Origin of the sequence: Flavobacterium anhuiense, assembly GCF_001705175.1 — a bacterium.
Taxonomy (GTDB): Bacteria; Bacteroidota; Bacteroidia; order Flavobacteriales; family Flavobacteriaceae; genus Flavobacterium; species Flavobacterium anhuiense.
The window spans coordinates 446,241-471,793 of sequence record NZ_CP016907.1; the positions used below are offsets into that span (position 1 = coordinate 446,241).

Sequence of the window (25,553 nt, forward strand, 5' to 3'; positions counted from 1 at the left end):
CAAATATATTAAAAGAAAGTTAAATAATTACAAATAACAAATCTTAGAGAGTCTTAATTATTTAATTTAACAGTTAAGACAAAAAAACGCTCTCTTAAAGAGAACGTTTTTCCGCAATATATATACTAATTCTAAAAATTAAACTCTATTTTATGCTTTAACGTAAGCATCGTCGTGAACATTTGCTACTGCTCTTCCTGATGGATCGTTTAAGTTTTTGAAAGCTTCATCCCACTCCAAAGCAATTTTTGTACTACATGCCACACTTGCTTCCTGAGGCACACACAATGCTGCTGCATCGCTTGGGAAATGTTCAGTAAAAATTGAACGATAATAGTATTCTTCTTTTGAAGTCGGCGTTTGCAAAGGAAATTTAAATCTCGCGTTTGCCAATTGTTCGTCTGAAACTTCTCTAGCTACCACTTCTTTTAAAGTATCAATCCAGCTGTATCCTACTCCATCAGAGAATTGTTCTTTTTGTCTCCAAGCCACACTTTCTGGAAGCATGTCTTCAAAAGCTTTACGAACTACCCATTTTTCCATTGGGTGCTCTTTGTTGATCATTTTATCTTGCGGGTTGATGCGCATGGCAACATCCATAAATTCTTTATCCAAGAATGGCACACGACCTTCAATTCCCCAAGCCGCTAAACTTTTGTTGGCACGTAAACAATCATACATGTGAAGTTTTCCTAATTTACGAACGTTTTCTTCGTGGAATTCTTTAGCGTTTGGCGCTTTGTGGAAATATAAATATCCTCCAAACAACTCATCTGCACCTTCTCCCGAAAGAACCATTTTGATTCCCATAGATTTGATCACTCTCGCCATTAACCACATTGGAGTTGAAGCTCTAACTGTAGTTACATCATATGTTTCAAGGTTGTAAATTACATCACGAACCGCATCTAATCCTTCTTGGATCGTAAATTTGATTTCATGGTGAATAGTTCCAATATGATCTGCAACTTTTCTTGCTGCTGCTAAATCTGGAGAACCTTCTAAACCAACAGAAAAAGAGTGCAATTGTGGATACCAAGCATCTGTAGTATCATCTGACTCAATTCTTTTTTGAGCAAATTTCTTAGCCACAGCCGAAGTAATAGAAGAATCTAAACCTCCTGAAAGTAAAACTCCGTAAGGAACGTCACTCATTAATTGTCTGTGAACTGCTGCTTCCAATGCTTTTCTGATTTCAGGAATGCTTGTTTCGTTATCTTTTACTGCATCGTATTCTGTCCAGTCTCTTTTGTACCATTGTACAAATTCACCGTCTTTACTTGATAAATAATGTCCTGGAGGGAATAATTCGATTTTTGTACAGTATCCTTCAAGAGCTTTTAACTCTGAAGCAACATAGAAAGTCCCGTGCTGATCCCATCCAATGTACAACGGAATAATTCCCATATGGTCACGAGCAACGAAATACTCGTCTTTATCTACATCGTAGATTGCAAATCCGAAGATTCCGTTTAATTCATCAACGAAGTTTACTCCTTTTTCTTTATATAAAGCTAAAATAACTTCACAATCACTTTCAGTTTGAAAGTTATATTTACCAGCAAATTGTTTACGCAAATCTCTGTGGTTGTAGATTTCACCATTTGCAGCCAAAACCAATTTTTTATCTTCTGTAAATAAAGGTTGTTTTCCTGACGCTGGATCTACAATTGCCAAACGCTCGTGAGAAAGAATCGCTTTATCATTGCTGAAGATACCGCTCCAGTCTGGTCCACGGTGACGAATGATTTTTGACATTTCTAATACTTGAGGCCTTAAAGCTTCGGCTTTTTGTTTAAGATCAAAGGCACATACAATTCCACACATAATTTTATATTTTATTTTATAAATTTTAATTTGATAGGGCAAAGATGTGATATTAGTTACAATTGAAAAACACAAAGCTCAATATCAATTACAATTATAAATCAAAACAACAATTTTACATACAAAATGTAAAATTTTGATATAAAAAAAAGTCTTAAACTTGAAATTTTTAATTTTGAGTATAAAACTGCTTTAAAATTGAAACTTTAAATCGGTTTTTTGAATTAAATTTTGAGTTATTTCGATATCAATGAAAGATTCGTAAAGAGAAGACAGAAAATTGTTCTGAAATTATTGTTTATCTAGCGGAACCTAGATTTTGAGTCTTACAAACTTTGTGGAATTACTTTATGTCTATTCTTTAGAGAACTTTGTCAAAGTTTAAAACTTTGACAAAGTGGTTGATAGACGAATTCATTATTCGACGCTTTGAATAGTATAATGCGTCTTATTAATTTCAAATTGAAATCCAGCTTTATTTCCCATTAAGTGATTTCCTAAGGGAGATTGTGGAGAAAGCGTAATAACATTAATTCCTTCAATTGCAATTTTAGGAAGCGCAACACTCACATATAAATAAATTCCGTTGGCTTTTACTAAACTGCCTAAAACGATGTTTTCTGTTGTCTTAAGCGGGTCTATTTTATCTAAAATTGCTTTTTGCTCAAGGGCTTCCTTCAACTTATTAGTCAATTTTTCCTGTTCGATATGCATCATCGACAAAGCTGTTTCGTGTTTATCGCCGGCTGAACCTTTGGCATCGTTTTTTGAATCTTCTGTCAAACCAGAAATCATGTCTCTGAAAACATCAATTCTGTCTTGAACCATTTGTGTATAGTGAGAATATATTTTTTCTTTGAAAGTCATTTTTTTAAAGGTACTGAGATTCTGAGGTGCAAAGGTGCAAAGGTTTTTCTTTTTGTCTAAATTTTTATTCGAAAAAAGCTTTTGGATAGACCACTTCTCCGCTTACTCCTTTTAAACCATCTTCCGCTAATGCAATAACCATACAGTTTTCTGATGGAACATCAAAAGGCATTTTGATATTGTACTTTTCACAAAGTTTATATCCAAATCTTGGATAATAATCTTGATGTCCTAACAAAATAACCGATTTGTAACCTAACCTTTTCGCGATTTCATGTCCATGTAAAATAAGTTTAGAACCAATTCCTTTTCCTTGAAATTCTGGCAAAACTGAAACGGGAGCGAGTGCTAATGACGGAAAGATTTGAGATTCATTTTTTATCTGCAGCTTGGTAAATAAAATATGACCGACAATATCATTATCAATTTCTGCAACAATAGACAATTCAGGAATAAAGGCTTCAGAGTTTCTAAGTCTTTCTACCAAAAATTGTTCTTTATGATCGCTGTATTCTTCCTTTTCAAAAGCTTTTTCTATCAAATGAAAAACACTTTCAAAATCATTTTTATTTTCTTGACGTAATATAATTTCCATTTTATAAAATTAAAAAACAGCCACGAATTCACGAATCTACTCCAAAAAATTCATGAGCCCATGGCTGAAAAAAAAGGCACTTTATCTTTTATAAAATCTTTGTGCCTTAGTGTCTTTGTGGCATTAAGCCTTAAAAATCAAATTTATAATTTGCACCTCCTAAAACTTGGAATCCTTGTACAGGATAATTCAACCATTTTTCGTAAGCTTGATTTCCAATATTATTCAGTTTTAAGAAAAACGTCAAACGTTCGCTGAATTTATATCCAACATGAGCATTAGCATCAAAATAACTTTTTAAGGTAATTGGTGTTGCATCAATTCCTAAAGAAGTATTGGTCTGCATATCTTTTCTTTCTCCAACATAAAACACATTCAATCCTGCGTACCACTGCTTTGTAATATTAACGTCCAAAGTCGAACTTAATTTCATTGATGGCAAATTCCATGCTTCGACTGCATTGTCGGTATTATAACTATTAAAAGTTCCGTTGATTCCGAAAGTTACATTTTGAGAAAAATCAGCTTTTAATTCTCCGTAGAAACGGAACGTTCTAATATCTTCATACACTACTCCAAATGAGTTTCCGAAAGCATAATCTTCATTGGTAATTACTTCTGTATAATCATTTGCTTTAAACAGTGCTTTGTCTTTTTCGTTCAAATAAGAAGCGGTCAAGTTATAATTTACGTTATTTGCCAATTTCCCTTTCAAACCTGCAAATACATTATATTGTGTACTTGACGGACGCATGTTTAAAGTCGGAGACAAAAACGGATTCTCGGTCACAAAATCGGCATACGAATTTTGGTTTAAAGCTCCATTTACTCCAGTATAGAAAATCATCAAATCGCCAACCAGTCTATATGAAGCATTTACTTTTGGATAGAAATAAAATTTATTGCCACTGTTTTCAGAATCTGCACTGTAATAGATTCCAGCCCCTAGTTCTAATGTCCATTCGTTTTCATTGATTACAAAACTTGGTTCGATTCCAACATTTGTAAAACTGTATTTTAAAGCTTCTGTATTATCTTGAAAATAATTGTTTTTAAAAGATCCGCTTACATGATCTACAATTACATTGGTTTTAATTGCCTGATCCATTACATCAACTGTAAAAGTAGGCTTTACATAAAATCTGTTTTCTGATGAAGAATAACTGTCTGAAAAATGAGTAAATTTCGCAGAAAGCTTACTAAAAATACTTTCTGTAAATTCTGCATTTCCGCCAAACCAAATGGTATTATAAGAATGGTCTGGATTAATGCTGTTTACCAAATCATAACGCTGATCTGGAATTGTCGAGCCAAAATCTGATGGAAGTCCGTACCAGTTATAAATTTGGTTTTGATATCCTAAATCGACTCCCCAAGTATTATCTCTATTGTTTTGTCCGTAACCAACATTTATTGATGTATCGTAAAATTCATCATTCAATTCTACATCTTTTATTCCGCCTTGAGAAGAGTGATGGCGAAACATTCCGGCTACATAATCATTATTGCCCAAATCCTGATTTACGAATAATTCACCGTTCAAAGTGCTGTAATTTCCAAGTCCTAAAGTCGCGTAATTATTAAACAATCTTTCTTTTTTAGCTTTTTCCACACCTTCAGCTTTTCCCTTTGAAGGCGTAAAAGTAGAAGCCACAGGAACAGACAAAATACTATATTTAATTACTTCTTTCGGCTGATTCCCGCTATCGTCAAGCGAAGGTGTTTCTTTTACTTTAAAAGCATCTGAAACAGTCGGCGAATATGGTTTTACCACGTTTACAGTTTCAGTTCCGATACTTTCATTTTTCTTCTGCGCAATCGAAAACTGACCAACAAATAATACTAGCAAAACGATAATTTTATACTGGCAATTTAATTTCATATTTCTTTCTTTTAAGAGGGTTAAGAAGAAAGAAGCAAGAGAAAAGACCTATCAAATCTATTTCTTTTCTCAAAACTCTTGTTCTATCCTCTATATTCTATTATCTAAATCTAAAAATTCTTTTTTCTTGACTCTTGTTTTTGCGTCTTTCTTCTTGCTTCTTTCTTCTAAAGTTTAAGCTTCCCACTCCCCTTTGGCTACAAATTGAGCTTTTCCTCCTATTTTAATATCAAACTGATCTCCGCTAAGTTTTCCATCAAAATAAATTTCAGACGGTCGGCCAATGTAATCTCCCTGATGGTTTGTTACTTCAATTACAGGAGAATGATATTTTAAAAGATAGGCCTGCAGACAAGTACTTGCACTTCCTGTTGCTGCATCTTCCACCAATTGATTATTTTCTACACATAACATTCTGGTTTCCAACTTCGAATCTTCAAAACTATAAAAATACAGCCCTCTGTGATCTGTTTTACAATGCTGTTTCAACCATTTATCGGTTTTATCTTTATCTAAAACCAAATTCTCTAAAGCTCTTTTGCTGTTTAACGGAACAATTACAAATGCACTTCCCGTAGTCACTTCTTGTATCAAATATTGATTGTCAAAATCATCAATTGTCAAGTTGCTGAAAGACGGGAAATCTTCTTTTGCAAAAACATCCCAAAACTTTGGTTGCGCCGCTTTTAGCCAAATCAAATCTTCGGTTTTATTGATCGAAATTGGTCCAATAGGAACTTCTAATTTTATTTCGTTAGGCGAATTTTCAAAAATCTTATTCATCAAAACCCAAGAAGTCCCAATGATCGGATGTCCTGCAAACTGCATTTCGTGAGCAGGAGTAAAAATTCTTATTTCGGCTTTATTGTTTTCTTTGTCCAGTTTCGTTACAAATGTGCTTTCCGCAAAATTAATCTCGCGCGCGATCTGCTGCATTTCTTCCGAACTTAAATTCTCAGCATCTAAAAAAACCGCCAACTGATTTCCGGCATATTTCTTATCAGCAAAAACATCAACTATGTAAAAAGGTAAACTCATTTCTTTCTTTTTTTTTGAGAATAGAGCCAAGAAGCAAGAGAAAAGACTTTTCATTGAAATCTTGCTTCTTAGCTCTTTCTTCTATTTTTCTATCTATTAATCGACGAATTTGTTTTTGACTCTTCCGCTTTAATAGCTCCTAATTCTTTTTTCGCTTCTTCGACAACATCTGGATAATCTGTAAAATTGTTGATTACGTTATCTAAAATATAAGTTGCCTGATAACTGTCTTTTAATCCGTAGAAGTTCTTCGCCATTAACACCAAACCTTTTGCTCCGTAATATTTATACGCCGAATAGCTTTTTGCCAATTTTTGAACCGCAGTATTCGAAGCATCAAATTTCCCTTCTTTGGTTTTAAAATAGGCATCGTAATACAACGCTTCTGCTGCTAATTCTCCTTTTGAAGTTGTCATTAATTTAGCGTAAACTGTTTTCGCTTTATCTTCATTCCCTGTTTGAATCGCCGCTCTTGCCACAATGATCTGGGCATCTGCTTTTACTCCTGCATCAGATTTTGGGCTTTCTAAAACTTTTTCAGCAGCAGTAACCGAATTGTCATAATCTTTTTTGTCATAATAACATTTCATTAGGTTTGCCTGAGCAAAAGTCTTGTTCTGCGGATAATCTGCTTCGCTTTCTAAACGTTTTAAAACCGGAATTGCTTTATCACAATCTTTTGCTTTTAAGTAAATTTGAGACAATCTATTTAAAGCCTGTTCTGTAAATTCATTTCTAGGCTGATCGATTACATATTGATAATTTGATGTCGATTTTGTTTCAGATCCTTCAGCATAATACAATTGTGCTAGATAAAAATTAGCTTCCAAAGCGTGCAAACCAGCCGGAAATTTGCTTACATAACCTCCAAATCCCGTAATTGCAGCTTTGCTATTATTTTGACTATATTGTTTAAAGGCGGCATCATAAGTATCGTTATCTAATTCAGCATCTGAAACCTCAACAAAATCTAAAGTACGAACCCAAGTTGCATATTCGTCTACTTTTCCTGAATCAACATAGATTAATCTTGCTGTTGAAACCGCTTCTAAAGCTTCTGGTGTTTTTGGAAATTCAGCCGCTACTTTTTTGAATTTTGTTAAAGCCTGCTGATCGCGATCTGAATTATAATAAATCAATCCTTGTTTTAAAATTGCTTTTGAAGTAAAAGATCCATTTTGGAATTCTGAAATCAATTGATCATACGTTTTCAAAGCTTGATCGTTTTTCTTTTCTGCAACGTAAGTATTTCCTAATTCGAACAAAGCATCATCTCTGTAAGACGATTTTTTGTACATCTGAAGGAAATTATTCAATTCGTCGACTTTCTTCGCATTATTTGACATGAATCCGTAAGAAAGTGCTTTTTGAAACTGCGCATAATCAGCATCTACGCCTTTTGCAGCAATCGCTTTTGCGTATGCCTCGTTAGCAGCGCTGTATTTTGAAGTCACGAAACGACAATCTCCTAAACGCAAATAAGAATCGTTTAAACGAACTTTGTCTGAAGGCGAATTATCGATTTGAGCCTGAAAAGAATTCGCCGCCTGATCATATTCTTTCAGCTTAAAATACGTGTAACCAATATTGTAATTGATATTTTTATATTCGTCTGTAGATTTTGCAGTAGCCATTCCAGCAAATTGCTTGTAAGTCAGTAAAGCATTTTGCATATCATCATTCAGATATTCTGTTTCTGCTTTCCAGAAAGTGGCACGTGCTGTGAACTCAGGTGTTTTTTGTTCGCTGATCGCACTTTTGAACATTTTACCCGCTTCTTGGTAATTATTTTCGTTGTACAATTCCAATCCACGATAGAAAAGCACTTTTTGATACGCAGCTTTGTTTTCAGCAGATCTATTTTTTTCTAATAAAACTAAAGCTTCTTTGTAATTTTTAGAAGAAATATAAGAATCAACCAAAAGTTTTTCTACTTCTGCACGGCTTGAATTGTTTGGATATTTTTTAAGGAAATCCAATAAAATACCAGGAACGGCTTGATAAGCATTTCCGATATCGTAACTTAATTTAGCATAATTTAAAGCAGCATCTTCTTGAATCTGCGCGTTGAAATCCATTTCAGAAGCATTCTTAAAAGCATTTAAAGCTTCTTGCTTTTTACCTGTATTTAAATAGCTTAAACCTAAATGGTAATAAGCATTCTGCGCAACGAAATCTTTTCCTTCAATAATTTTATTGAATTGGGAAATTGCTTTTTCGTAGTCTTTCTGCTCATAATACGCATAACCTAACTGGTAGAAATCGGTATTATTCCATTTTCCTTTTTTACCAGCATATTTTTCCAAATACGGAATTGCTTTTCCATATTGTTTTAGGTTGAAATAACTTTCTCCAATAATTTTATTCAATTCCGATTTTTCAATATCGTTAGATTTATTCATGGCTACCAATCCTAAATCAATCGCTTTTTGGAAATTTCCTAATTTGAAATTCATATCGGCTTGATAATACGATAGCTTTTCTTTGTATTTTTCTTCGCCAGAAACCTCATCAAAATATTTAGTCGCTTCTTTGTAATCGTCGCCTTCATAAGCCATAAAACCTAAGTAATATTTGGCCTGAGAACCATATTCTTTTGAATTGACAACCTTATTAAAATAATTGGTGGCTTCTTTTTTCTTTTTAGCATTAAAATAGCTGTAGCCTTTCATGAAATTAAACTTATCAGACTCAGTTTTGCTCATGTAACTTTCATCTACCTTGTCAAACCACTGTAAAGCTTTTGGATAGTTCCCTTGTTCGAAAAAATATTGCGCAGCTTCAATATAAGCCTGATTTTGTTTAGTACTTGTTGGATAGTCGTTAACAAAATTTTCTACCAAAGCATCGGCATTTGCTTTATTGGTTCTTATCGCACAATTGGCAATGTAGTACGCACAATCTGACTGAACTTCTTCGTTAGTCGCATTGTATTTTACTTTTTCAAAAATCAATTGTGCCGAAGCATATTGTTTATCATTATATAAAGCCAGTGCTTTGTCAAAATCCTTTAATTCGTAAGTATAAATAGCCGATTTTTGTGCCGTAGCTATAGTCGAAGCAAGGATAATTTGGTATAAAAAGAACTTGGAAAGTTTACGCATTGTAATAATATTTAGTATTCAAATGTATCATTTTATACGGGTTATAACGAAACGTTTTGAGGTTTTATTATGAACAAATATTCGATAATAAACATTTAAGAGCATTATAAAAACTGAATCAGAGCCATTGTAAGATAGATAAGTTATTATAAGTTAGGAGCTTTTGGCAGATTAACCAAAATGAACTTAGAATACTTTCAGGGTTTAAATTTTCAACCGTTTTTCGAGAATTTTTCTTAAGAAATGATTGAAATTTATTTTGAATACAAGCGTTATCTTATTACTTTTACCATTCAAACCAATTTTATTATGTCACAAACCGTACTGTCTCTTAAAGAAGTCACTATATATCAAGAAGGAAGAAAAATTATATCTCACATTAACTTAGATGTTAAGCATGGTGAGTTTATCTACATTATTGGGAAAACTGGTTCTGGGAAAAGTAGTTTCCTAAAAACTTTGTATGCTGATTTGCCGTTAATTGAAGGTGAAGGACATATTGTTGAATTTGATTTGGCTACTTTAAAAGAAAACGATATTCCGTACTTGAGACGTAAAATCGGAATTGTATTTCAGGATTTCAAACTGCTTCCAGACCGTTCTATAAAAGACAATATGCTTTTTGTTTTAAGAGCTACAGGATGGGTCGAAAAAGAAGCCATGCAGCACAAAATTGATGAAGTTTTGGACAAAGTAGGCATGAAAGATTTTGTAAATAAAATGCCTCATCAGCTTTCTGGAGGAGAACAGCAGCGTGTTGCAATTGCAAGAGCATTGCTTAACGACCCAGAATTTATTTTGGCAGACGAACCAACAGGAAACCTTGATCCGCAAACGAGTTCTGAAGTATTAGAAGTACTAAAAGCAATCAACGCCGCTGGTAAAACTGTAATTATGGCGACTCATGATTATGCTTTACTAATGAAATTCCCATCTAAAACTTTGAAATGTGAAGATGAAAGAATCTTCGAAGTGGTTCAAAGAAGCGTGTAATGCTTTCCATTTTAATTCCGGTTTATAATTATGATGTTTTACCGCTTGTAAGCGAATTAGTAAAGCAATGCAATTCTTGCGGAATTATTTTTGAAATCATTTGTCTAGATGATGCTTCTCAAAGGTTTATACTTGAAAATCAAAAAATCAATCTATTTGAGAACGCTTCATATTCTGTTTTAGAAAAAAATATTGGACGAAGCGCGATTCGAAATTTATTGGCCGAAAAAGCAGTTTACGAAAACTTGCTATTTTTGGATGCTGATACAATTCCAGTTCACGATAATTTTATTTCGAATTATATTTCAGAAATAGAAAATAAAGCTGTTTTTGGCGGACTTTTGTATGAAAACAAAAAGCCACTACCAGAACAAATTTTACGTTGGATTTATGGCAAAAAAAGAGAAGCTTTAAGTTTATCAGAAAGAAATAAAAATCCATCAAACACTGCATTGGTTTCTAATTTATTGATCAAGAAAGAAATTCTTAATCACTTTCCTTTTGATGAAAATCTAACAAAATACGGTTATGAAGATCTGCTTTTTTTTGCCATATTAAAATCCAATCAAATTGAGATTAAACATATTGAAAATCCTGTTTTTCATTTAAATTTGGAATCTTCCTCTTTATTTCTAAGCAAAACAAAAACTGCATTAGAAAATCTAGTTCTTTTAGATTATTTGAATAAAATATCGAAAAAAGAAAGCAAAATTATCCGCTCTTTCGACCGCTTAAAAAAACTAAAACTGACTTCTCTTTTTAATTTTGTTTTTAAAAAATCGGAACAAAAAATTGAGCGAAATTTACTTTCAGACAAACCTTCACTTTTTCTGTTTGACATTTACAAGTTAGGTTATTACTGTTTTCTTAAAACAAAATAAATGGCTTTTTTTTCTATCATAATTCCGCTTTACAACAAAGAAAACTTTATCGCAAACACGATACAAAGAGTTTTCGATCAAACTTTTCAGAACTTTGAAATTATTGTAGTAAATGACGGATCAACAGATAAAAGCGAAGAAAAGCTACTTCAATTTAAAGATTCTAGAATCCATTATTTTAGCAAAAAAAATGAAGGCGCTTCTGCGGCTAGAAATTACGGAATCGAAAAAGCATCAGCCCATTTTATAACTTTTCTTGATGCCGACGATTATTGGTATCCGACATTTTTAGAAACTATGTTTACCAATATTTCAAAACTTCCAGACCAAAAAGTATTTTCTGCTGCAATAGAATTTGAAACTTCAAAAAAAGTAATCTCTGCACAATATTCGATTTCAAAAACAAATGACGAATTTGAAATTGTAAACTATTTTAAGGCCAGTTTAAAAGAAACCGTTCTATGTACTTCGTGTGCTGTTTTTCATCAATCTGTTTTTGCTGAAATTGGAAATTTTGACACCAAAATTAAAAGCGGTCAAGATACCGATTTATGGATTAGAATCGGACTTGTTTTTCCAGTTGTTTTTTCTTGGAAAATATTGGCAAGATATGTCTACGACCCTAAAAGCCTTTCGAAAAACAAAAATCTGATGAAAGAAAAAATGGATTTTTCAAAATTTGAAGAGTCCGAACAAACAAATCCAGACTTAAAATACTTTTTAGATTTAAATCGGTTTTCACTTGCCATTAAAGGCAAATTAGCTGGAGAAACTGCTCTTTTTTATAAATATTATAATTCAATAGATTTAAAAAAAATTCGTTGGAAGAAAAGATTTTTACTGCGTCTTCCTGCATTTATTTTACGCATTTTAATTTCTTTTAAAACCTTTTTAGCAAATTTAGGAATCGGTTCATCTGTTTTTAAATAATCTGAACTTTTTGTATTCTCGAATATAATCTTCCTCGCTAAATTCACCAGAAGACAAAACTAGACAAACACTTCCCGATGAGAAATTTTTAAGTTCGCGCCAAATTCCCGAAACAATAAGCAAACCTACATTTGGCTTATTTAGCGTAATTGTTTTGGTATTTTTTCCGTCTTTCAAAACCACATCAAAACTGCCGCTTAGAGCTATTAAAAGTTCCTGTTGTTCAATATGTGCGTGTCCTCCCCTTTTGCTTCCGCTTGGCACATCGTACAAATAATATACTCTTTTGGAAACAAACGGAATCGTATTGCCTTCAACAACCGAAAGATTTCCTCTCCGATCTTGAATTTTTGGAATCTCGATCAATTGAATGTCTGAAATATTCGTCATTAGTGATTGTTTAGAAGTTTTTTCCATTGATCTGAAATATGTTTTAAAGACAAATGTTTTACACTTTCAACCGCATTCTGTTTGCAAAAACGATATAATTCAGCGTCATCTACAAATCTATTCATTGCTTCGGCTAAATCTTTCGTGTTATGGTCTTCGACCAATAAACCATTAAACTCATTCTGAATAATTTCTCGCGGTCCAGAATTGCAATCAACGGCAACAACTGGCGTTCCTAATGCTAATGATTCTATAACCGATAGCGGAAATCCTTCGTAATAACTTGTCAAAATTGTAAATTTTGCTTCTCGAACTTCTTCAAAAGGATTTTCTTTGAATGGAAGAATCTTAACATAACCATTCAAATTAAAAGTTTTAATTTTCTGCTGAATAAAATCTGCATCATCTCCAGATCCCATCAAATGTAATTGATATCCTTTTTCATATAATTTTGATTGAGAAAAAGCTTCTAACATCAGTGTAAAATTTTTCACTTTTTCTTCAAATCTTCCAAAATATAAAATTACTTTTTTGGTTTCTAAGACTTCTTTTTTCAATTCTTCTTCTTCAATAGAAAACGGATTGTAAATGGTAATGGTGTTTTTAAGTTCGTATAACTTATTTATTTTTTCCTCTATTGCCTTTGAAACACAGACTAAAGCTTGAACATTCTCATAAAGTATTTTCGACCAAAACTTTGAAGAAGGAAAATATTCTTTAAAATTATAACTGTGAACGATATAATAGATTTTTGAATTGCGGTAAATAAATTTAGTAATTAGTTCTCGCAACAAAATATTTCTCGTTCTGCTGTCAATAACAATATCAATATTATTTTGGTTTAAATAATTCCTCAACAGTTTTCCTTTTTTTAATTTTCTAAAAACAGAAAATGAACCCGCACTTTCTTTTTCTAAATTGAACAAAGCTCCAGTATATTCATAATCTATATCGTCATTGACAATTATGGAATGAACTTCAAAACCAGAACTTTCTAACATGAAAGTAAGCAAACCTGCAAAACGTTCTGCACCTCCTTTTCCAAGAGAAATCGAAACAATAGCAACTTTCTTTTTATTCATGTTTTTAACCGAAAAAGTAAATATATTTGTCAAATATACATATAAATGAAAGTTTTACTGGTAGGCGAATACAGCCATTTGCACAATTCTTTAAAAGATGGTTTGAAGGCTTTAGGACATGAAGTTTTTATTATTGGTCATAAGGACGGTTTTAAAAATTTTCCTGTAGATTTTCCTATCCAAAAAAAATGGGATTCTGGTTTACCAAAAAAAGTAAAAGTTGCCGTTTATAAAATCTCGGGATTTGATATCACTTCTTATCTGACTTTTAGACAATTTTTAAAATTTGAAAAACAATGTTCTGGTTTTGATGTTGTCCAACTCATTAACGAAAACAGCTTCTATTGTACTTATCATTTTGAGAAAAAAATCATTTCGTATCTCTTAAAAAACAACCAAAAACTTTTTCTTTTAAGTACCGGTTATGATTATCTAAATGTGAAATATTGCTTCGAAAATCCTAATTTTAAATCTGTAATTCCGCTATATCTTAATCATAAGATTGATAAAAAGTCTTTTGGAAATGTTTTGAAATTCCGTGAAAAAGCTTTTTTAAAACTCCATCAGTTTATTTACAAAAACATAAACGGAATTATTGCTACAGATTTAGATTATCATCTTCCATTACAAGGAAATAAGAAATATTTAGGGATGATTCCGAATCCTATTAATATTGGAAAACTTCATTTCGAACCGCTTAATATTCATGACAAAATTGTTATTTTTCACGGAATCAACAATGAAAATTATCTAAAAAAAGGAAATGACTATTTTGAAAAAGCTCTAGAAATAATTGAGCAAAAATATGCTTCAAAAGTTGAAATTATAACGGTTCGCAGTATTCCTTACGCTGAATATATCAATCTTTACAATAGCTGTCATATTTTATTGGATCAAAGTTATGCTTACGATCAAGGGTATAATGCACTCGAAGCAATGGCAAAAGGAAAAGTAGTTTTTACAGGTGCCGAAAAAGAATTTACAGCAAGATATAATCTTCAAGAAAAAGTATGCATAAACGCCATTCCAGACGTTAATTATCTGGTTAGCGAATTGTCTTTTTTAATTGAAAATCCCAAAGAAATTACTGCAATCGGAAAAAGAGCTAGAGATTTTATTGAAAAAGAACATCACTTTGTAAAAATTGCAGAAAAGTATATCCATCAATGGAATGAAAATTAAAACAAACTTTTTCTAAAATAAATTCCTAAAACAATAAAATAACATGCATTCTGAAAAACATAAGCAATTACAACACCTTCAATTTGAAATAGTTCTATAAAATACAAACTTGCAGTATAAAAGACCGACAGTGAAAATAATTCTGTAATGATAAAGGCTGAAGTTTTTCTTTTTGCAAAAAACTGATACCCCAAGATTAAAGCGCAAACTTTAAAAACATCACCCAAAAGCTGCCAAAAAAACAAATCGGTTACAGGTAAAAATTCTTTTGTAAAAAGCAATTGAATAACAAAAAAACGGATGAAATAAAGTATTGCCAACGCAAGTGCAAAAACTGGTAAAATATATTTATAGTACTGCAAAAAAACACTTTTAGTTTCCTGATTATTTTGAGCTTTGGACAATTTTGGCAGAAAATAAACACTCAAAATTGCACTGATAAACATTAAATAATAGCTTGAAATACGCGTCATGGTTTCCCAATATCCGGCTTGTTCTATTCCTAAATCCTGAATAATATGATTTCGAATTGCAAGAAATACAAAAGGGCCAAAAACAGATGAAACCAGTGTCATTAAAGAATAAGCCGAAAGATTTTTCAAAACTTTGAAATCGAAGACATCTAATTTTACAAATTGAAAAATCTGAATCTCTTTTTGAACTAAATAAAGCGTGATAAAAAACAGCAATGCTGGCGCCATTACAATTGCCATTAAAGCTCCAGTCGTTTTAAATTGCAATATCAGAAAAACAGAAGTCAACAGCCCTACAATGTTTCCAATAATATTAATACTAATTACTTTTTTAAACTTGCCTAAACCATTAATTACAGCAATAAAAAATATAGAAAGTCCGTAAGTTGGCAAGACAAACGATAAGGTTTTAAAAACAATTAAATATTCTGTATTATCTCCAAAGATTTTTTCATTCCAATAAGAAGCTGAACAAAAAAGAATGATGCTTAAGAGAATCGCAACTCCTATTAAAGCAATAAAAACGGTCGAAATTATTTTTTGAAGTTCAATTCTACTTTTTTCGCTTTCGGCAGTGTATTTTACAATTCCATTTTGAAAACCTAAAGTGGCGATATTTTCTAATGAAGTCAAAAAATTGCGAAGATTTCCAACTAGAGCCATTCCGCTTGGCCCAACAAAAACTGCTAATATTTTTGAAGTAATTAATCCAATTCCGATTTTTAAAGCAACACTCAAACTGTTTAAAGAAGTAATCTTAAACAAATTCGTTTGAATTATTTTTCTATAAAAACTCAAATTAGTATTGATTTAAAATTTCAATAATATAATCCACTTCAGATTCAGTCAAAACTGGACTCATAGGCAAACTCAAGACCTCTTTATGAATCTTTTCAGTTATAGGAAACGACAAATTATTCCATTGCGAAAAAGCTTTTTGCTTATGCGGAGGAATCGGATAATGAATTACAGTTTGAATATTATTTTGAGTTAAATATTCTTGAAGCTTTTCTCTGTTTTCTGTTCGAATAACAAACAAATGAAAAACATGATTATTGGAGAAATCCCAAAATGGCAACACTATTTTATGGTTTTTAATTTCTTTTAAATAGCGCTCTGCAATGGCTCTTCGCTTTTCATTATCCGAATCTAAGTTTGGTAATTTTAGATTTAAAAATCCAGCCTGCAATTCGTCTAGTCTTGAATTTACACCAACATATTTGTTATGATATTTTTTTTCCGAACCATAATTACGAAGCGAAAAAAGGACTTTTGCTAATGCTTCGTCATTTGTTGTAATTGCTCCTCCGTCGCCGAGACAGCCCAGATTTTTTCCTGGGTAAAAACTGTAAGCGATTGCAGATTTTAGATTATAGATTTTAGCTTTTAGATTTTTCTCTACGCCATGAGATTGCGCTGCATCTTCTACAACAATCAAATCATGTTTTTCTGCAAGCTCATTTATCTTATCCATTTCAGCCAATTGTCCGTATAAATGAACCGCTAAAATGGCTTTTGTCTTTGGAGTGATTTTTTCGGGAATTAATTCTGGATTTATATTGTAAGTTTCTAATCTTGGTTCAACCAAAACAGGAACTAAATCGGCTTGTAAAATAGCCAGAATACTGGCAATATAAGTATTGGCAGGAACAATAACCTCATCACCTTTTTTGAGTTTTCCGAGTTCGATATAACCTTTAAAAATGAGAAACAAAGCATCAAAACCATTTCCAACTCCAATACAAAATTTAGATTGACAATATTCAGCAAAAGCTTTTTCAAATGTTTCCACTTCTTTTCCTAAAATATACCAGCCGTTGTCTAAAACCGATTTCAATTTTTCTTGAAATGCCGTTTCATACGGTTCATTTATTTTTTTTAGGTCTAAGAATGGTATCACTTTATTTCTATTTTATAAAAATCCTGATTGTAAACAGAACAGCCTAATTCTTCCTTCTGGTTCAAAAGCCCTAAATTGTAACCTGATTCATTTCCCTCGTCCACTATACCCATATCAAAGAAATGTTTTCCTTTTCGTTTGTATTTGTGAATCAGATTAATGAATAAAAAATCGAGTGCGCGAAATTCTTCTCCTATTTTTGAAGTGGCGCCGTATTGCGATTTTATAACATCTTTAGTTTCAAAAATCGTTATTCCAGCTATAATTCCATCATTTCTGTAAGCAGAATATTGTCTGATATTTTTAGGAAATTTAGATTTCAAAAATGCAATTTCTTCTTTGGAATGCACTGGCTTTACATTAAATTTTTCTGCTAATCTTGGCTCAAGAATTTTTTCCCAAAATGGATCAAAATTTTCTTCTTCAAAAATATCCAAATCTAAATTTTCGATTCTTCTAAAATGCTTCATTTTGCTTTTAGAAATCTTTAAAGGAGCTTGCAGATTAACTGCTAAATTCATTTCTTTTCGTTCTAGAATCGCTCCCCTTTTCAACAAAAAAAAATCCATTGCTGCGTTTCCTTCAGAAAAATAAAAATTCGGAACTGGCTTATAATAAAAAGTATTGACTTGGTTTTCTTTCAAAAAAAGTAAAATTTCATCTAAAATGGATTCAACCTTTTCTGCTTTCAATTTCGGCAAATAAACCAATCCTCCGTATGTAAGACCTTGATGCGAATAAATGGCATTTTCTTTTTTATTCGCAGGAAGAATAGCACGCAGTTTTTCATCTTCAAATACTAAAAGCGAAAAATCTTCAAAACGATCTTTATGATATTCCATAAAATCGCGGTGAAACAAAAACGTGGCATTTTTGGACTGGGCGACAAAATCGTTCCAAATCGAATAATCATCTTGAGAATACTTTTTTATGGTGTATTTCATATTTATTTATGATCAAATGCTTTTAAATGCCATTTATACTTTACTGCCATTAATCTAATCACAATAATCACAAGCGAGGTAACTAAATATAAAATGTCGTCGTTTAAATTTAGTTTTCGCAATCCAAAAAATACCATTCCGCCAAAAATACAGATTGTGGCATAGATTTCTTCTCTAAAAACGTTTGGAATTTCGTTGCACAAAATATCACGAATTACGCCTCCAAAACAAGCTGTCATGGTTCCTAATGCAATACAAATTGCGGGATGAAGTCCAGTTAAAATTCCTCTTTCCAAACCAATTAAAGTAAAAACTCCGAGCCCGATTGTATCAAAAAGAAACAATGAAGTTCGAAGCTTATCGAAACTTTTTCTAAAAAGAATCGCTAGAAAAAATCCTAAAATGATCACATACACATATTGCATGTCACGCATCCAGCCCACAGGAGTTCTTCCGATTAAGACATCGCGAAGTGTTCCGCCTCCAACGGCAGTTACAAATGCAATGATAAAAACCCCAAACGGATCTAGTTTTTTGTGCATTGCGGTCAAGGCACCTGACATTGCAAACGCCATTGTCCCAATAATATCAAGTAAGTGAAACATTTTTTTTGAGTTACAAAGATGCAAAGGGTCAAAGTTACAAAGTTGTACCGAATAATCTTAACAACTCTTACTCATAAACGTTTCTTATTTTTTCACGTAAATCGGACTTCTTTTTAATAAATAAGAAATAGAATCCATCCAACCGTCTTTTACTGCCAGCAAAGGCTTACGGGTTTGTGAATAGATTTTATCTGTATTTCTATACATGTCAAAATAGACCGTATAATAGTAATACGTCTGATTGTTTGCGGTTGTTGTAGAAATATCATTTGTGGTTACTTTTTTGTTGTTGTCGCTCACTTTTGCATTTCCGCTGTTATATGTGGTAGCTGTAGTACCGGTTCCAATTGTGTAAGAAACTTTTGCGGCCACAATGTTATCAACTCCTAATATTTTTTCAAGATCTTCTATTGGCGTTTCGTCAATGTTATTATGGTCTATTCCAGCTTTGTGCAACAAACTATTTGTTGTTCTTAAATCCTGAACTGTCAGCGGAAAAATGTTTGAAGATTTGTCTAACAATTTGTTGTACAAATCATTTTGAGCAAATTTTGCCATATCTTCAGAACCTTGCTGATTATCTGCATTTACATAAGGAATTGGCAATACGGCAATTGTATTATGTTTCATCTCAGCGCTTGCAATACTTTGAGATGTACTTTGATCAGCACTGCTAGTGTTTGGAGAAATATCAAAGGTTTGAGATCTTCCGCTTGCAAAATCAATTTTGGCAATCTGAGAAACGTCTAGCGAAATCTGAACGGTCTCTCCCGGAAGTGAATATTCTACTGTTTTATCAGACATTTTTAAAACTGTGCATTCAATAATCTGATAATCTCTTTTTATAATTTTATCTAATTTTTTTCCGCTTTGGGCAAAACTCACAAAAGCAGACAATAGTACTAGTAATACAAGAAAAGGCTTTGTAATTTTCATTTGTTTGGAAATTTATGAATTAATTATCTATATATAAATTTACGAAGAAATTTTAAAAAATTATCAGCAAAAATTAGAAAAATCCAACAATCCTTCAAAGAAAAAAAATTACATGTTTTGTGTATAGAAATTGTAATCTTTTAAAATTACTCTAATAAAATCGCTGTTATTTCCAGATTGATTTTTAATTCCTGTTACGCTTTCAATTTTGGCAGCCAACTTGTAAATAACTTCATGATCGTTTTTAGCCGCCGCCTTTTGAAAGGTTTCTTTAATGATACGCATATCGTTATCTGAAAGCTTTATTACCAAAGGATACGTTGGCACATAAGATTCGCCAATATCTTCGAGAATAGTATGACTGATATTAATTTTATTCTTCAAAGTAATTACCGCCGTACCTGCCGCCATATCTCCCAATCGTTGTGATTTCTGGCTCGTAATAACCGTGATAAGACCCGGAAGTCCGAAAAAAGTAAAAAAGTCTATTACTCTAAAAAACCATCGGATTAAATAGTCTCCAAAACCTGCTTGATAACCATCAATTTTAACCACTTTAATTTTCAATAATTTTTTCCCAAGCGACTGTCCTTCAAAAACACTTTCTAAAACCAACGAATAAACTATAACCGGAGAATACAATAATAAAAAAATTGCTCCGCGAGACCAGCCGTCCAAATTAACCATCAATCTATCGAGCTGCAACCAGTCAAAAAGAACTATCGAAAGCACTGTTATATAACAAATTACAATAAATAAATCGATAAAAAACGCGCCTAGTCTTTCGCCTACAGAAGCAGCGATAAAATTTATTTTAACATTTTGTGTCGTATTAATAGATAATTCTGACATATTTCATATTTTAGCCTACAATGAGAGAAATCGCCTTTATAAAACAAAACAGAGAAAAATGGCTCGAGTTTGAGCTGGCAATTTTTGGTAAAGCTAAAAAAAATCCTGATGAATTAGCTAATTTGTACATTCAAATGATGAATGATTTGTCGTATGCTCAAACGTATTATCCTAAAAGTAAAACGGTTGTGTATCTCAATCATCTCGCTTCTCAGATTTATCAAAAAATTTACAAAACCAAACGCACCGATCAGAATCGGCTTGTAGATTTCTTTAAAATCGAAGTTCCTTTATTGGTTTACGAATACAGAAGGTATCTGGTTTATGCATTTGCTTTATTTTTTGTCACCGTTTCTATCGGAGTTCTTTCTGCTCGTTATGATCGTGATTTTGTGCGTCTCATTTTAGGTGACGAATATGTAAATATGACTTTAGAAAACATCAAAAAAGGCAATCCGATGGCTGTGTATGGTTCAGGCAGCAATTGGGGAAGTTTTATTGGCATTACAGTCAATAACCTTTTTGTAGGCGCAAGATGTTATTTCTACGGAATTTTTGCAGGAATCGGAACTTTTAATGTTTTTCTTCAAAACTGTATTATGCTCGGTTCTTTTCAGTATTTTTTCTACGAACAAGGCGTTTTTTGGAAAAGCGTTCGAGGCATCTGGATTCACGGTTCTATGGAGATTTTTGCCATCGTAATCGAGACTACAGCTGGATTTATTTTAGGAGCTTCTATCCTATTTCCTAAAACTTTTTCTAGGCTAAATTCTTTTAAAATCGGTTTCAAAAACAGCTTTAAAATATTCTTAAGCACTTTTCCTTTCACCATAAGTGCAGGATTTTTAGAAGGTTTTATTACACGATATTCTATCGATATGCCCAACTGGCTAAGCAGTTTTATTATTTTATTGACACTGGCAATAATTTCATTTTACTACTTGATATACCCTTTTATTGTACACAAAAAAATAACTTCAAAACCAATTCATTTATAATGTTCGAGCTTTACAGAAAAAGACAATTAGGTGATAATCTTGGCGATACTTTTACTTTTTTCAAAAATTACGGAAAGAACTTTTTCAAGATATTTTTTATTACAAATGGAGCATTTTTACTTCTTTTTGCCATAGTAATTTATACGCTCCTTAAAGTCAATTTTGAACACATCCAAGAATCTGGTCTTGAAAACAATCAATTAAAAAGCGATCTTCTTGAATACTTCAATCATAATGAAGGATTAGTCGTTGCATTGGTATTTATCTGCGTTTTTTTATTCTTTATCATGTCCTTGTTTAATTATGCTTATCCGGTTTTATATTTAAAATTGATTGCTGCTGGCCAAGAAGATTTTGAAGTGAATGATCTCTCGGCAAGTTTTTTTAAAGTTCTTTTTAAATTAATAAAATTCAGCATAGGCTATTTGTTTTTAGTTTTTCCGGTTTTAATAATTGCCTTAATCATCTTGTTTTTTCTGTGCTTCATTATTATCGGAATTCCACTGCTAATGATTGCGCTACCAGCGTTGTTCACCTTTTTAAATCTTCATTTTTACAGTTATCTGACAGAAGAAAAACGTTTTTTTGAATCTCTAAAACACGCCTACTATTTAATGAAAGTAGATTTTTGGAATACAATTGGAACAACTTTCATTATTATGATGATAATGCAGTTTGTTCAGTTTGCCATAACAATGTGTTTATATTTTGTAGGTATGTTTATCGCTTTAGCGTACTTAATTGGAAATTCTGCTTCAGACAACACAAATACTGTAGAACCCTCACCATTATTGATAGGCTTTATAACGATTGTCGTAATTGTGTTAATTGTTCTTGGTAACATTTTTAACAACATTATTATAGTGAATCAGGGCATGATTTATTATAGTTTAGAGTCAGGAGACAAACAAGAATCGAAATCAATTGATTTAATTGGAGATACTACAAATGAATAGGTTTGTTATTATTTTATACTTTCTTTTCTGTCTGAGCCCGTTCTATGCTCAAGATACTCTGGTTGAAGAAGATTCTCCAAAAATTGTTGGAATTAAGTATACCGAAAAAGATATCAAGGTAGACTCTGGATCTGTAGAAGCCAGACATTTTGAAAAGGATTTCAAGAAAAAATATACCGATAAGGACTTTGTTTACGAATACAAAGAGCCCGAAAAAAGCTGGTGGGATCATTTTAAGCATTGGCTCGCTAGACAAATTGCCAATTTGTTTAATTTCGGAAGTGTAAAATCATCTCTAAACTTTATTTCAATTTTGTTTAGAATAATTGCCGTTCTGGTTGTTATACTTTTAATATACTTTATTGTCAAGGCATTAATCAAACGAGAAGGAATGTGGATTTTTGGAAAGAATTCCGACAAAAGAGCTTTGTTTTATTCTGATGCCGAAAAAAATATTCATCTTTTAGATTTTGAAAAACTTATTAAAGAAAGCATTGAAGCAGGCGAAAAAAGAATTGTCGTGCGATATTATTATTTATGGCTTTTGAAAGTAATGGCACAGTATCATTATATTGAATGGGATATCGAAAAAACCAATTCGGATTATTTGTACGAGTTGCATAATCCTGCTCACAAAGAAGAGTTTACTTATCTTTCTTATTTGTACAATTATATTTGGTATGGTGAATTTGAAATTGACGATGCAACATTTAGAAAGACTGAAAACAGATTTAAAAAAGCATTAAAAACCTTTGGCAATGGATAATAAAGTTAAAATATACATTGCTATTCTGGTTCTAATTTTCGGAATAACATTACTCGTAGACAAAGGGCAGCCAAAACCTATTGATTGGACTCCAACCTATTCTGTTGAAGATAAAATCCCGTTTGGATTATACGTTTTCGACCAAGAAGCGGATGGTCTTTTTAAACAGAAAGTAGAAAGAATTTCGACACAGACTCCTTATGAATATTTGGATTCTCAATATGATGCTAGAGAAAATGTACAAACCTATAAAGTTAAAGGTACTTTTATGAATATTTCTGAAGTCGATAATATTGACCAGCAATCCATGAAAGAAATTCTATATTTTGTTTCTCACGGAAATAATGCTTTTTTGAGCATGAAAGTGTTTCCGAAAGTATTGTTAGATTCTTTGAAAATTGAATTAAAAACCGATTTCATGCCCAATGACAGCATTTCGGTTTGGATGGCGAACAAAAAAGCTGGCACAAAAAAATATACTTTTAATACTGGATTGAGTGATTATTTTTCTAAAATAGACACTTTAAATACAAAAGTTTTAGGGTATCAAATTAGCAGTAAAAACAAAAAACAAGTCAACTTTATTGAAGTTCCTTATAAAAATGGTTATCTCTATCTGCATACGCAGCCAGTGGCTTTTACCAATTACAATCTGCTGAAAAAAGATTATTATCAATATGCAGAAAACGTTCTGTCTTATATTCCGAAAGGAAATGTATTCTGGTATAACAAAACTTTAAATGATAAAAGAATTTCAAGCTCTCCAATGCGTTACATTTGGAGTCAGCCCGCTTTAAAATCGGCTTGGTATTTAGGCTTAATTGGAATTCTTATTTTTATGATTTTTAATGCAAAACGCAAACAGCGAATTGTTCCGATCATAAAACCATTGCAGAATCTAACTGTTGATTTTACCAAAACAATTGGAAATTTATATTATCAAGAAGGCGATCACACCAATATTATTGACAAAAAGATTATTTACTTTTTAGAAAAAATCAGAACCGATTATCTGCTTGATACCAGCAAACTTGATGACGATTTCATAATGAAATTGCATTATAAAACAGGAAAAGATGAAAAAGATATCCGTGATGTAGTTCAGTTAATCAATGACCATCGAAATAGTTATCACGGAAGTCTTGAAGAAGATTTGATTAAAATAAATACAGCAATAGAAAAGATTTTACATTAAAATTCTAAACGAAATTCAAAAAGAAAATAGACCAAATTATGGACGATATCAATACAACATCAAGCGAAATCACAAATGAAAATGTGAATTTTGAAACAAGAATTAATTTAGGCCCGCTTTTAGATCACGTAAATACGATTAAAAAAGAAATCGAAACCGTAATCGTAGGACAGCATAAAATGGTAGATCAGCTTTTGGTTGCTATTTTGTCAAACGGTCACGTACTTTTAGAAGGTGTTCCAGGAGTTGCCAAAACCATTACGGCAAAATTATTGGCTAAAACCTTAAATATTGGTTTCAGCAGAATCCAATTTACTCCCGATTTAATGCCTTCAGATATTTTGGGAACTTCTATCTTTAATCTGAAAAACTCAGAATTTGAATTCAAAAAAGGGCCAATTTTTTCTAATCTGATTTTAATTGATGAAATCAACCGTGCTCCAGCAAAAACACAAGCTGCACTATTTGAAGTAATGGAAGAACGCCAAATTACAATTGATGGTTCTGCTTATCAATTGGAGGCGCCATTTTTGGTTATTGCAACTCAGAATCCTGTAGAACAAGAAGGAACTTATCGCTTGCCAGAAGCGCAATTGGATCGTTTTCTTTTTAAAATTACAATTGATTATCCAAAATTGAACGAAGAAATTTTAATTATACAAAGGGAACATTCTTTACAAGATCACGGAAAATTAGACGCTATTCAAACAATTCTTTCGGCTGAAGAAATCAAAGAATATCAAGGTTTGGTAAAACAAATTAGAGTAGAACAAAACTTGTTGGAATACATTGCTCGAATTGTAGTAAATACACGCGAAAATGCATTTTTATATTTAGGCGCTTCGCCTCGTGCTTCTATCGCGATTTTGAATGCGGCAAAAGGTTTTGCTGCAATCCGAGGACGTGATTTTGTAACGCCAGAAGATATTAAAGAAGCTGCAATTCCAGTTTTACAGCACCGTGTAATTGTTGCTCCAGAACGCGAAATGGAAGGTATTTCAAGTCCAGAAATTATTAAACAGATTATTGAAACAGTCGAAATTCCGAGATAATTATTAATGGTGAATTGTAAATGGTTAATGGTTAATGGTTAATGGTTAATGGTTAATGGTTAATGGTTAATGGTTAATGGTTAATGGTGGAAAACGTAAAAGGCT

Annotated in this window: 23 protein-coding genes; 9 read left to right on the top strand and 14 right to left on the bottom strand. The window is 32.2% G+C overall.

The features are described from left to right. Positions 1-150 precede the first annotated feature (150 nt). The 6 genes from asnB to BB050_RS01905 form a co-directional block, all read right to left on the bottom strand. On the bottom strand, positions 151-1,827 hold the full coding sequence (gene asnB / locus BB050_RS01880; RefSeq protein WP_066032395.1) for an asparagine synthase B: 1,677 nt from the start codon (positions 1,825-1,827) through the stop codon (positions 151-153). Between the two features lie 417 nt (positions 1,828-2,244). Further along, positions 2,245-2,694, bottom strand: a complete 450-nt coding sequence (locus BB050_RS01885) for a hypothetical protein (RefSeq protein ID WP_066032396.1) — start codon at positions 2,692-2,694, stop codon at positions 2,245-2,247. A gap of 64 nt (positions 2,695-2,758) precedes the next feature. After that, the gene (locus BB050_RS01890) at positions 2,759-3,289 is read right to left on the bottom strand and encodes a GNAT family N-acetyltransferase (RefSeq protein ID WP_066032397.1); all 531 of its coding nucleotides are present in this window, start codon (positions 3,287-3,289) and stop codon (positions 2,759-2,761) included. Positions 3,290-3,419: 130 nt separating this feature from the next. Next, positions 3,420-5,171 carry a TonB-dependent receptor gene (locus BB050_RS01895; protein WP_066032398.1) on the bottom strand — a complete coding sequence of 584 codons (1,752 nt, stop codon included), beginning with the start codon at positions 5,169-5,171 and terminating at the stop codon, positions 3,420-3,422. Positions 5,172-5,345: 174 nt separating this feature from the next. Next, a complete protein-coding gene (locus BB050_RS01900; protein ID WP_066032399.1) occupies positions 5,346-6,209 on the bottom strand; it encodes a PhzF family phenazine biosynthesis protein in 864 nt (287 codons plus the stop codon). Between the two features lie 89 nt (positions 6,210-6,298). Continuing rightward, on the bottom strand, positions 6,299-9,313 hold the full coding sequence (locus tag BB050_RS01905; protein WP_066032400.1) for a tetratricopeptide repeat protein: 3,015 nt from the start codon (positions 9,311-9,313) through the stop codon (positions 6,299-6,301). Between the two features lie 309 nt (positions 9,314-9,622). On the opposite strand from BB050_RS01905, the gene BB050_RS01910 reads away from it, so the two are divergent. Genes BB050_RS01910 through BB050_RS01920 form a run of 3 tightly spaced genes read left to right on the top strand, consistent with a single transcriptional unit; the run spans position 9,623 to position 12,117 of the window. Further along, positions 9,623-10,306 (top strand): cell division ATP-binding protein FtsE, encoded by a 684-nt coding sequence (locus BB050_RS01910; protein ID WP_008462249.1) that lies wholly within the window; start codon positions 9,623-9,625, stop codon positions 10,304-10,306. After that, positions 10,306-11,187 carry a glycosyltransferase family 2 protein gene (locus BB050_RS01915; protein WP_066032401.1) on the top strand — a complete coding sequence of 294 codons (882 nt, stop codon included), beginning with the start codon at positions 10,306-10,308 and terminating at the stop codon, positions 11,185-11,187. The genes BB050_RS01910 and BB050_RS01915 overlap by 1 nt, the downstream gene beginning before the upstream one ends. Then, on the top strand, positions 11,188-12,117 hold the full coding sequence (locus tag BB050_RS01920; protein ID WP_066032402.1) for a glycosyltransferase family 2 protein: 930 nt from the start codon (positions 11,188-11,190) through the stop codon (positions 12,115-12,117). Here BB050_RS01920 and BB050_RS01925 read toward each other — a convergent pair. Together BB050_RS01925 and BB050_RS01930 are read right to left on the bottom strand one after the other, a co-directional pair. Next, positions 12,100-12,507, bottom strand: a complete 408-nt coding sequence (locus BB050_RS01925) for a sugar 3,4-ketoisomerase (RefSeq protein ID WP_236940405.1) — start codon at positions 12,505-12,507, stop codon at positions 12,100-12,102. The genes BB050_RS01920 and BB050_RS01925 overlap by 18 nt on opposite strands. Next, positions 12,507-13,589, bottom strand: a complete 1,083-nt coding sequence (locus BB050_RS01930) for a glycosyltransferase (protein ID WP_066032404.1) — start codon at positions 13,587-13,589, stop codon at positions 12,507-12,509. The genes BB050_RS01925 and BB050_RS01930 overlap by 1 nt, the downstream gene beginning before the upstream one ends. A 45-nt stretch (positions 13,590-13,634) precedes the next feature. Between BB050_RS01930 and BB050_RS01935 the strand changes: the two genes are divergently transcribed. Then, positions 13,635-14,771: a glycosyltransferase family protein gene (locus tag BB050_RS01935; RefSeq protein WP_066032405.1), complete on the top strand. Its 1,137-nt coding sequence runs from the start codon at positions 13,635-13,637 to the stop codon at positions 14,769-14,771. Here the strand turns inward: BB050_RS01935 and BB050_RS01940 are convergent. The 6 genes from BB050_RS01940 to BB050_RS01965 all read right to left on the bottom strand — a co-directional run bounded on the left by BB050_RS01940 (position 14,768) and on the right by BB050_RS01965 (position 20,481). Continuing rightward, positions 14,768-16,042 carry an O-antigen translocase gene (locus BB050_RS01940; RefSeq protein WP_066032406.1) on the bottom strand — a complete coding sequence of 425 codons (1,275 nt, stop codon included), beginning with the start codon at positions 16,040-16,042 and terminating at the stop codon, positions 14,768-14,770. The two genes, BB050_RS01935 and BB050_RS01940, sit on opposite strands and share 4 nt — an antisense overlap. Before the next feature lies 1 nt (position 16,043). Then, positions 16,044-17,144 (bottom strand): DegT/DnrJ/EryC1/StrS family aminotransferase, encoded by a 1,101-nt coding sequence (locus BB050_RS01945; RefSeq protein WP_066032407.1) that lies wholly within the window; start codon positions 17,142-17,144, stop codon positions 16,044-16,046. After that, positions 17,141-18,088 (bottom strand): FemAB family protein, encoded by a 948-nt coding sequence (locus BB050_RS01950; RefSeq protein WP_066032408.1) that lies wholly within the window; start codon positions 18,086-18,088, stop codon positions 17,141-17,143. The genes BB050_RS01945 and BB050_RS01950 overlap by 4 nt, the downstream gene beginning before the upstream one ends. A 2-nt stretch (positions 18,089-18,090) precedes the next feature. After that, positions 18,091-18,693, bottom strand: a complete 603-nt coding sequence (locus BB050_RS01955; RefSeq protein ID WP_008462233.1) for a trimeric intracellular cation channel family protein — start codon at positions 18,691-18,693, stop codon at positions 18,091-18,093. 84 nt (positions 18,694-18,777) lie between these two features. Then, the gene (locus BB050_RS01960) at positions 18,778-19,629 is read right to left on the bottom strand and encodes a hypothetical protein (RefSeq protein ID WP_066032409.1); all 852 of its coding nucleotides are present in this window, start codon (positions 19,627-19,629) and stop codon (positions 18,778-18,780) included. Positions 19,630-19,737: 108 nt separating this feature from the next. Then, positions 19,738-20,481 (bottom strand): RDD family protein, encoded by a 744-nt coding sequence (locus BB050_RS01965; RefSeq protein WP_066032410.1) that lies wholly within the window; start codon positions 20,479-20,481, stop codon positions 19,738-19,740. Positions 20,482-20,501: 20 nt separating this feature from the next. Here BB050_RS01965 and BB050_RS01970 point away from each other — a divergent pair, with 20 nt between their 5' ends. From BB050_RS01970 to BB050_RS01990, 5 genes are read left to right on the top strand one after another with little or no spacing between them, the layout of a single operon-like run. Next, positions 20,502-21,479, top strand: coding sequence for a stage II sporulation protein M (locus BB050_RS01970; protein WP_008462230.1), 978 nt, complete (start codon positions 20,502-20,504; stop codon positions 21,477-21,479). Then, entirely contained in the window at positions 21,479-22,435 is a 957-nt protein-coding gene (locus tag BB050_RS01975) for a hypothetical protein (RefSeq protein ID WP_066032411.1), read from the top strand. Before BB050_RS01970 ends, BB050_RS01975 begins: the two co-directional genes overlap by 1 nt. Further along, positions 22,428-23,201, top strand: coding sequence for a DUF4129 domain-containing protein (locus BB050_RS01980; RefSeq protein WP_066032412.1), 774 nt, complete (start codon positions 22,428-22,430; stop codon positions 23,199-23,201). Before BB050_RS01975 ends, BB050_RS01980 begins: the two co-directional genes overlap by 8 nt. After that, positions 23,194-24,396, top strand: a complete 1,203-nt coding sequence (locus tag BB050_RS01985; RefSeq protein WP_066032413.1) for a DUF4350 domain-containing protein — start codon at positions 23,194-23,196, stop codon at positions 24,394-24,396. Before BB050_RS01980 ends, BB050_RS01985 begins: the two co-directional genes overlap by 8 nt. 38 nt (positions 24,397-24,434) lie before the next feature. Then, on the top strand, positions 24,435-25,448 hold the full coding sequence (locus BB050_RS01990) for an AAA family ATPase (RefSeq protein ID WP_066032414.1): 1,014 nt from the start codon (positions 24,435-24,437) through the stop codon (positions 25,446-25,448). Positions 25,449-25,553: the final 105 nt, after the last annotated feature.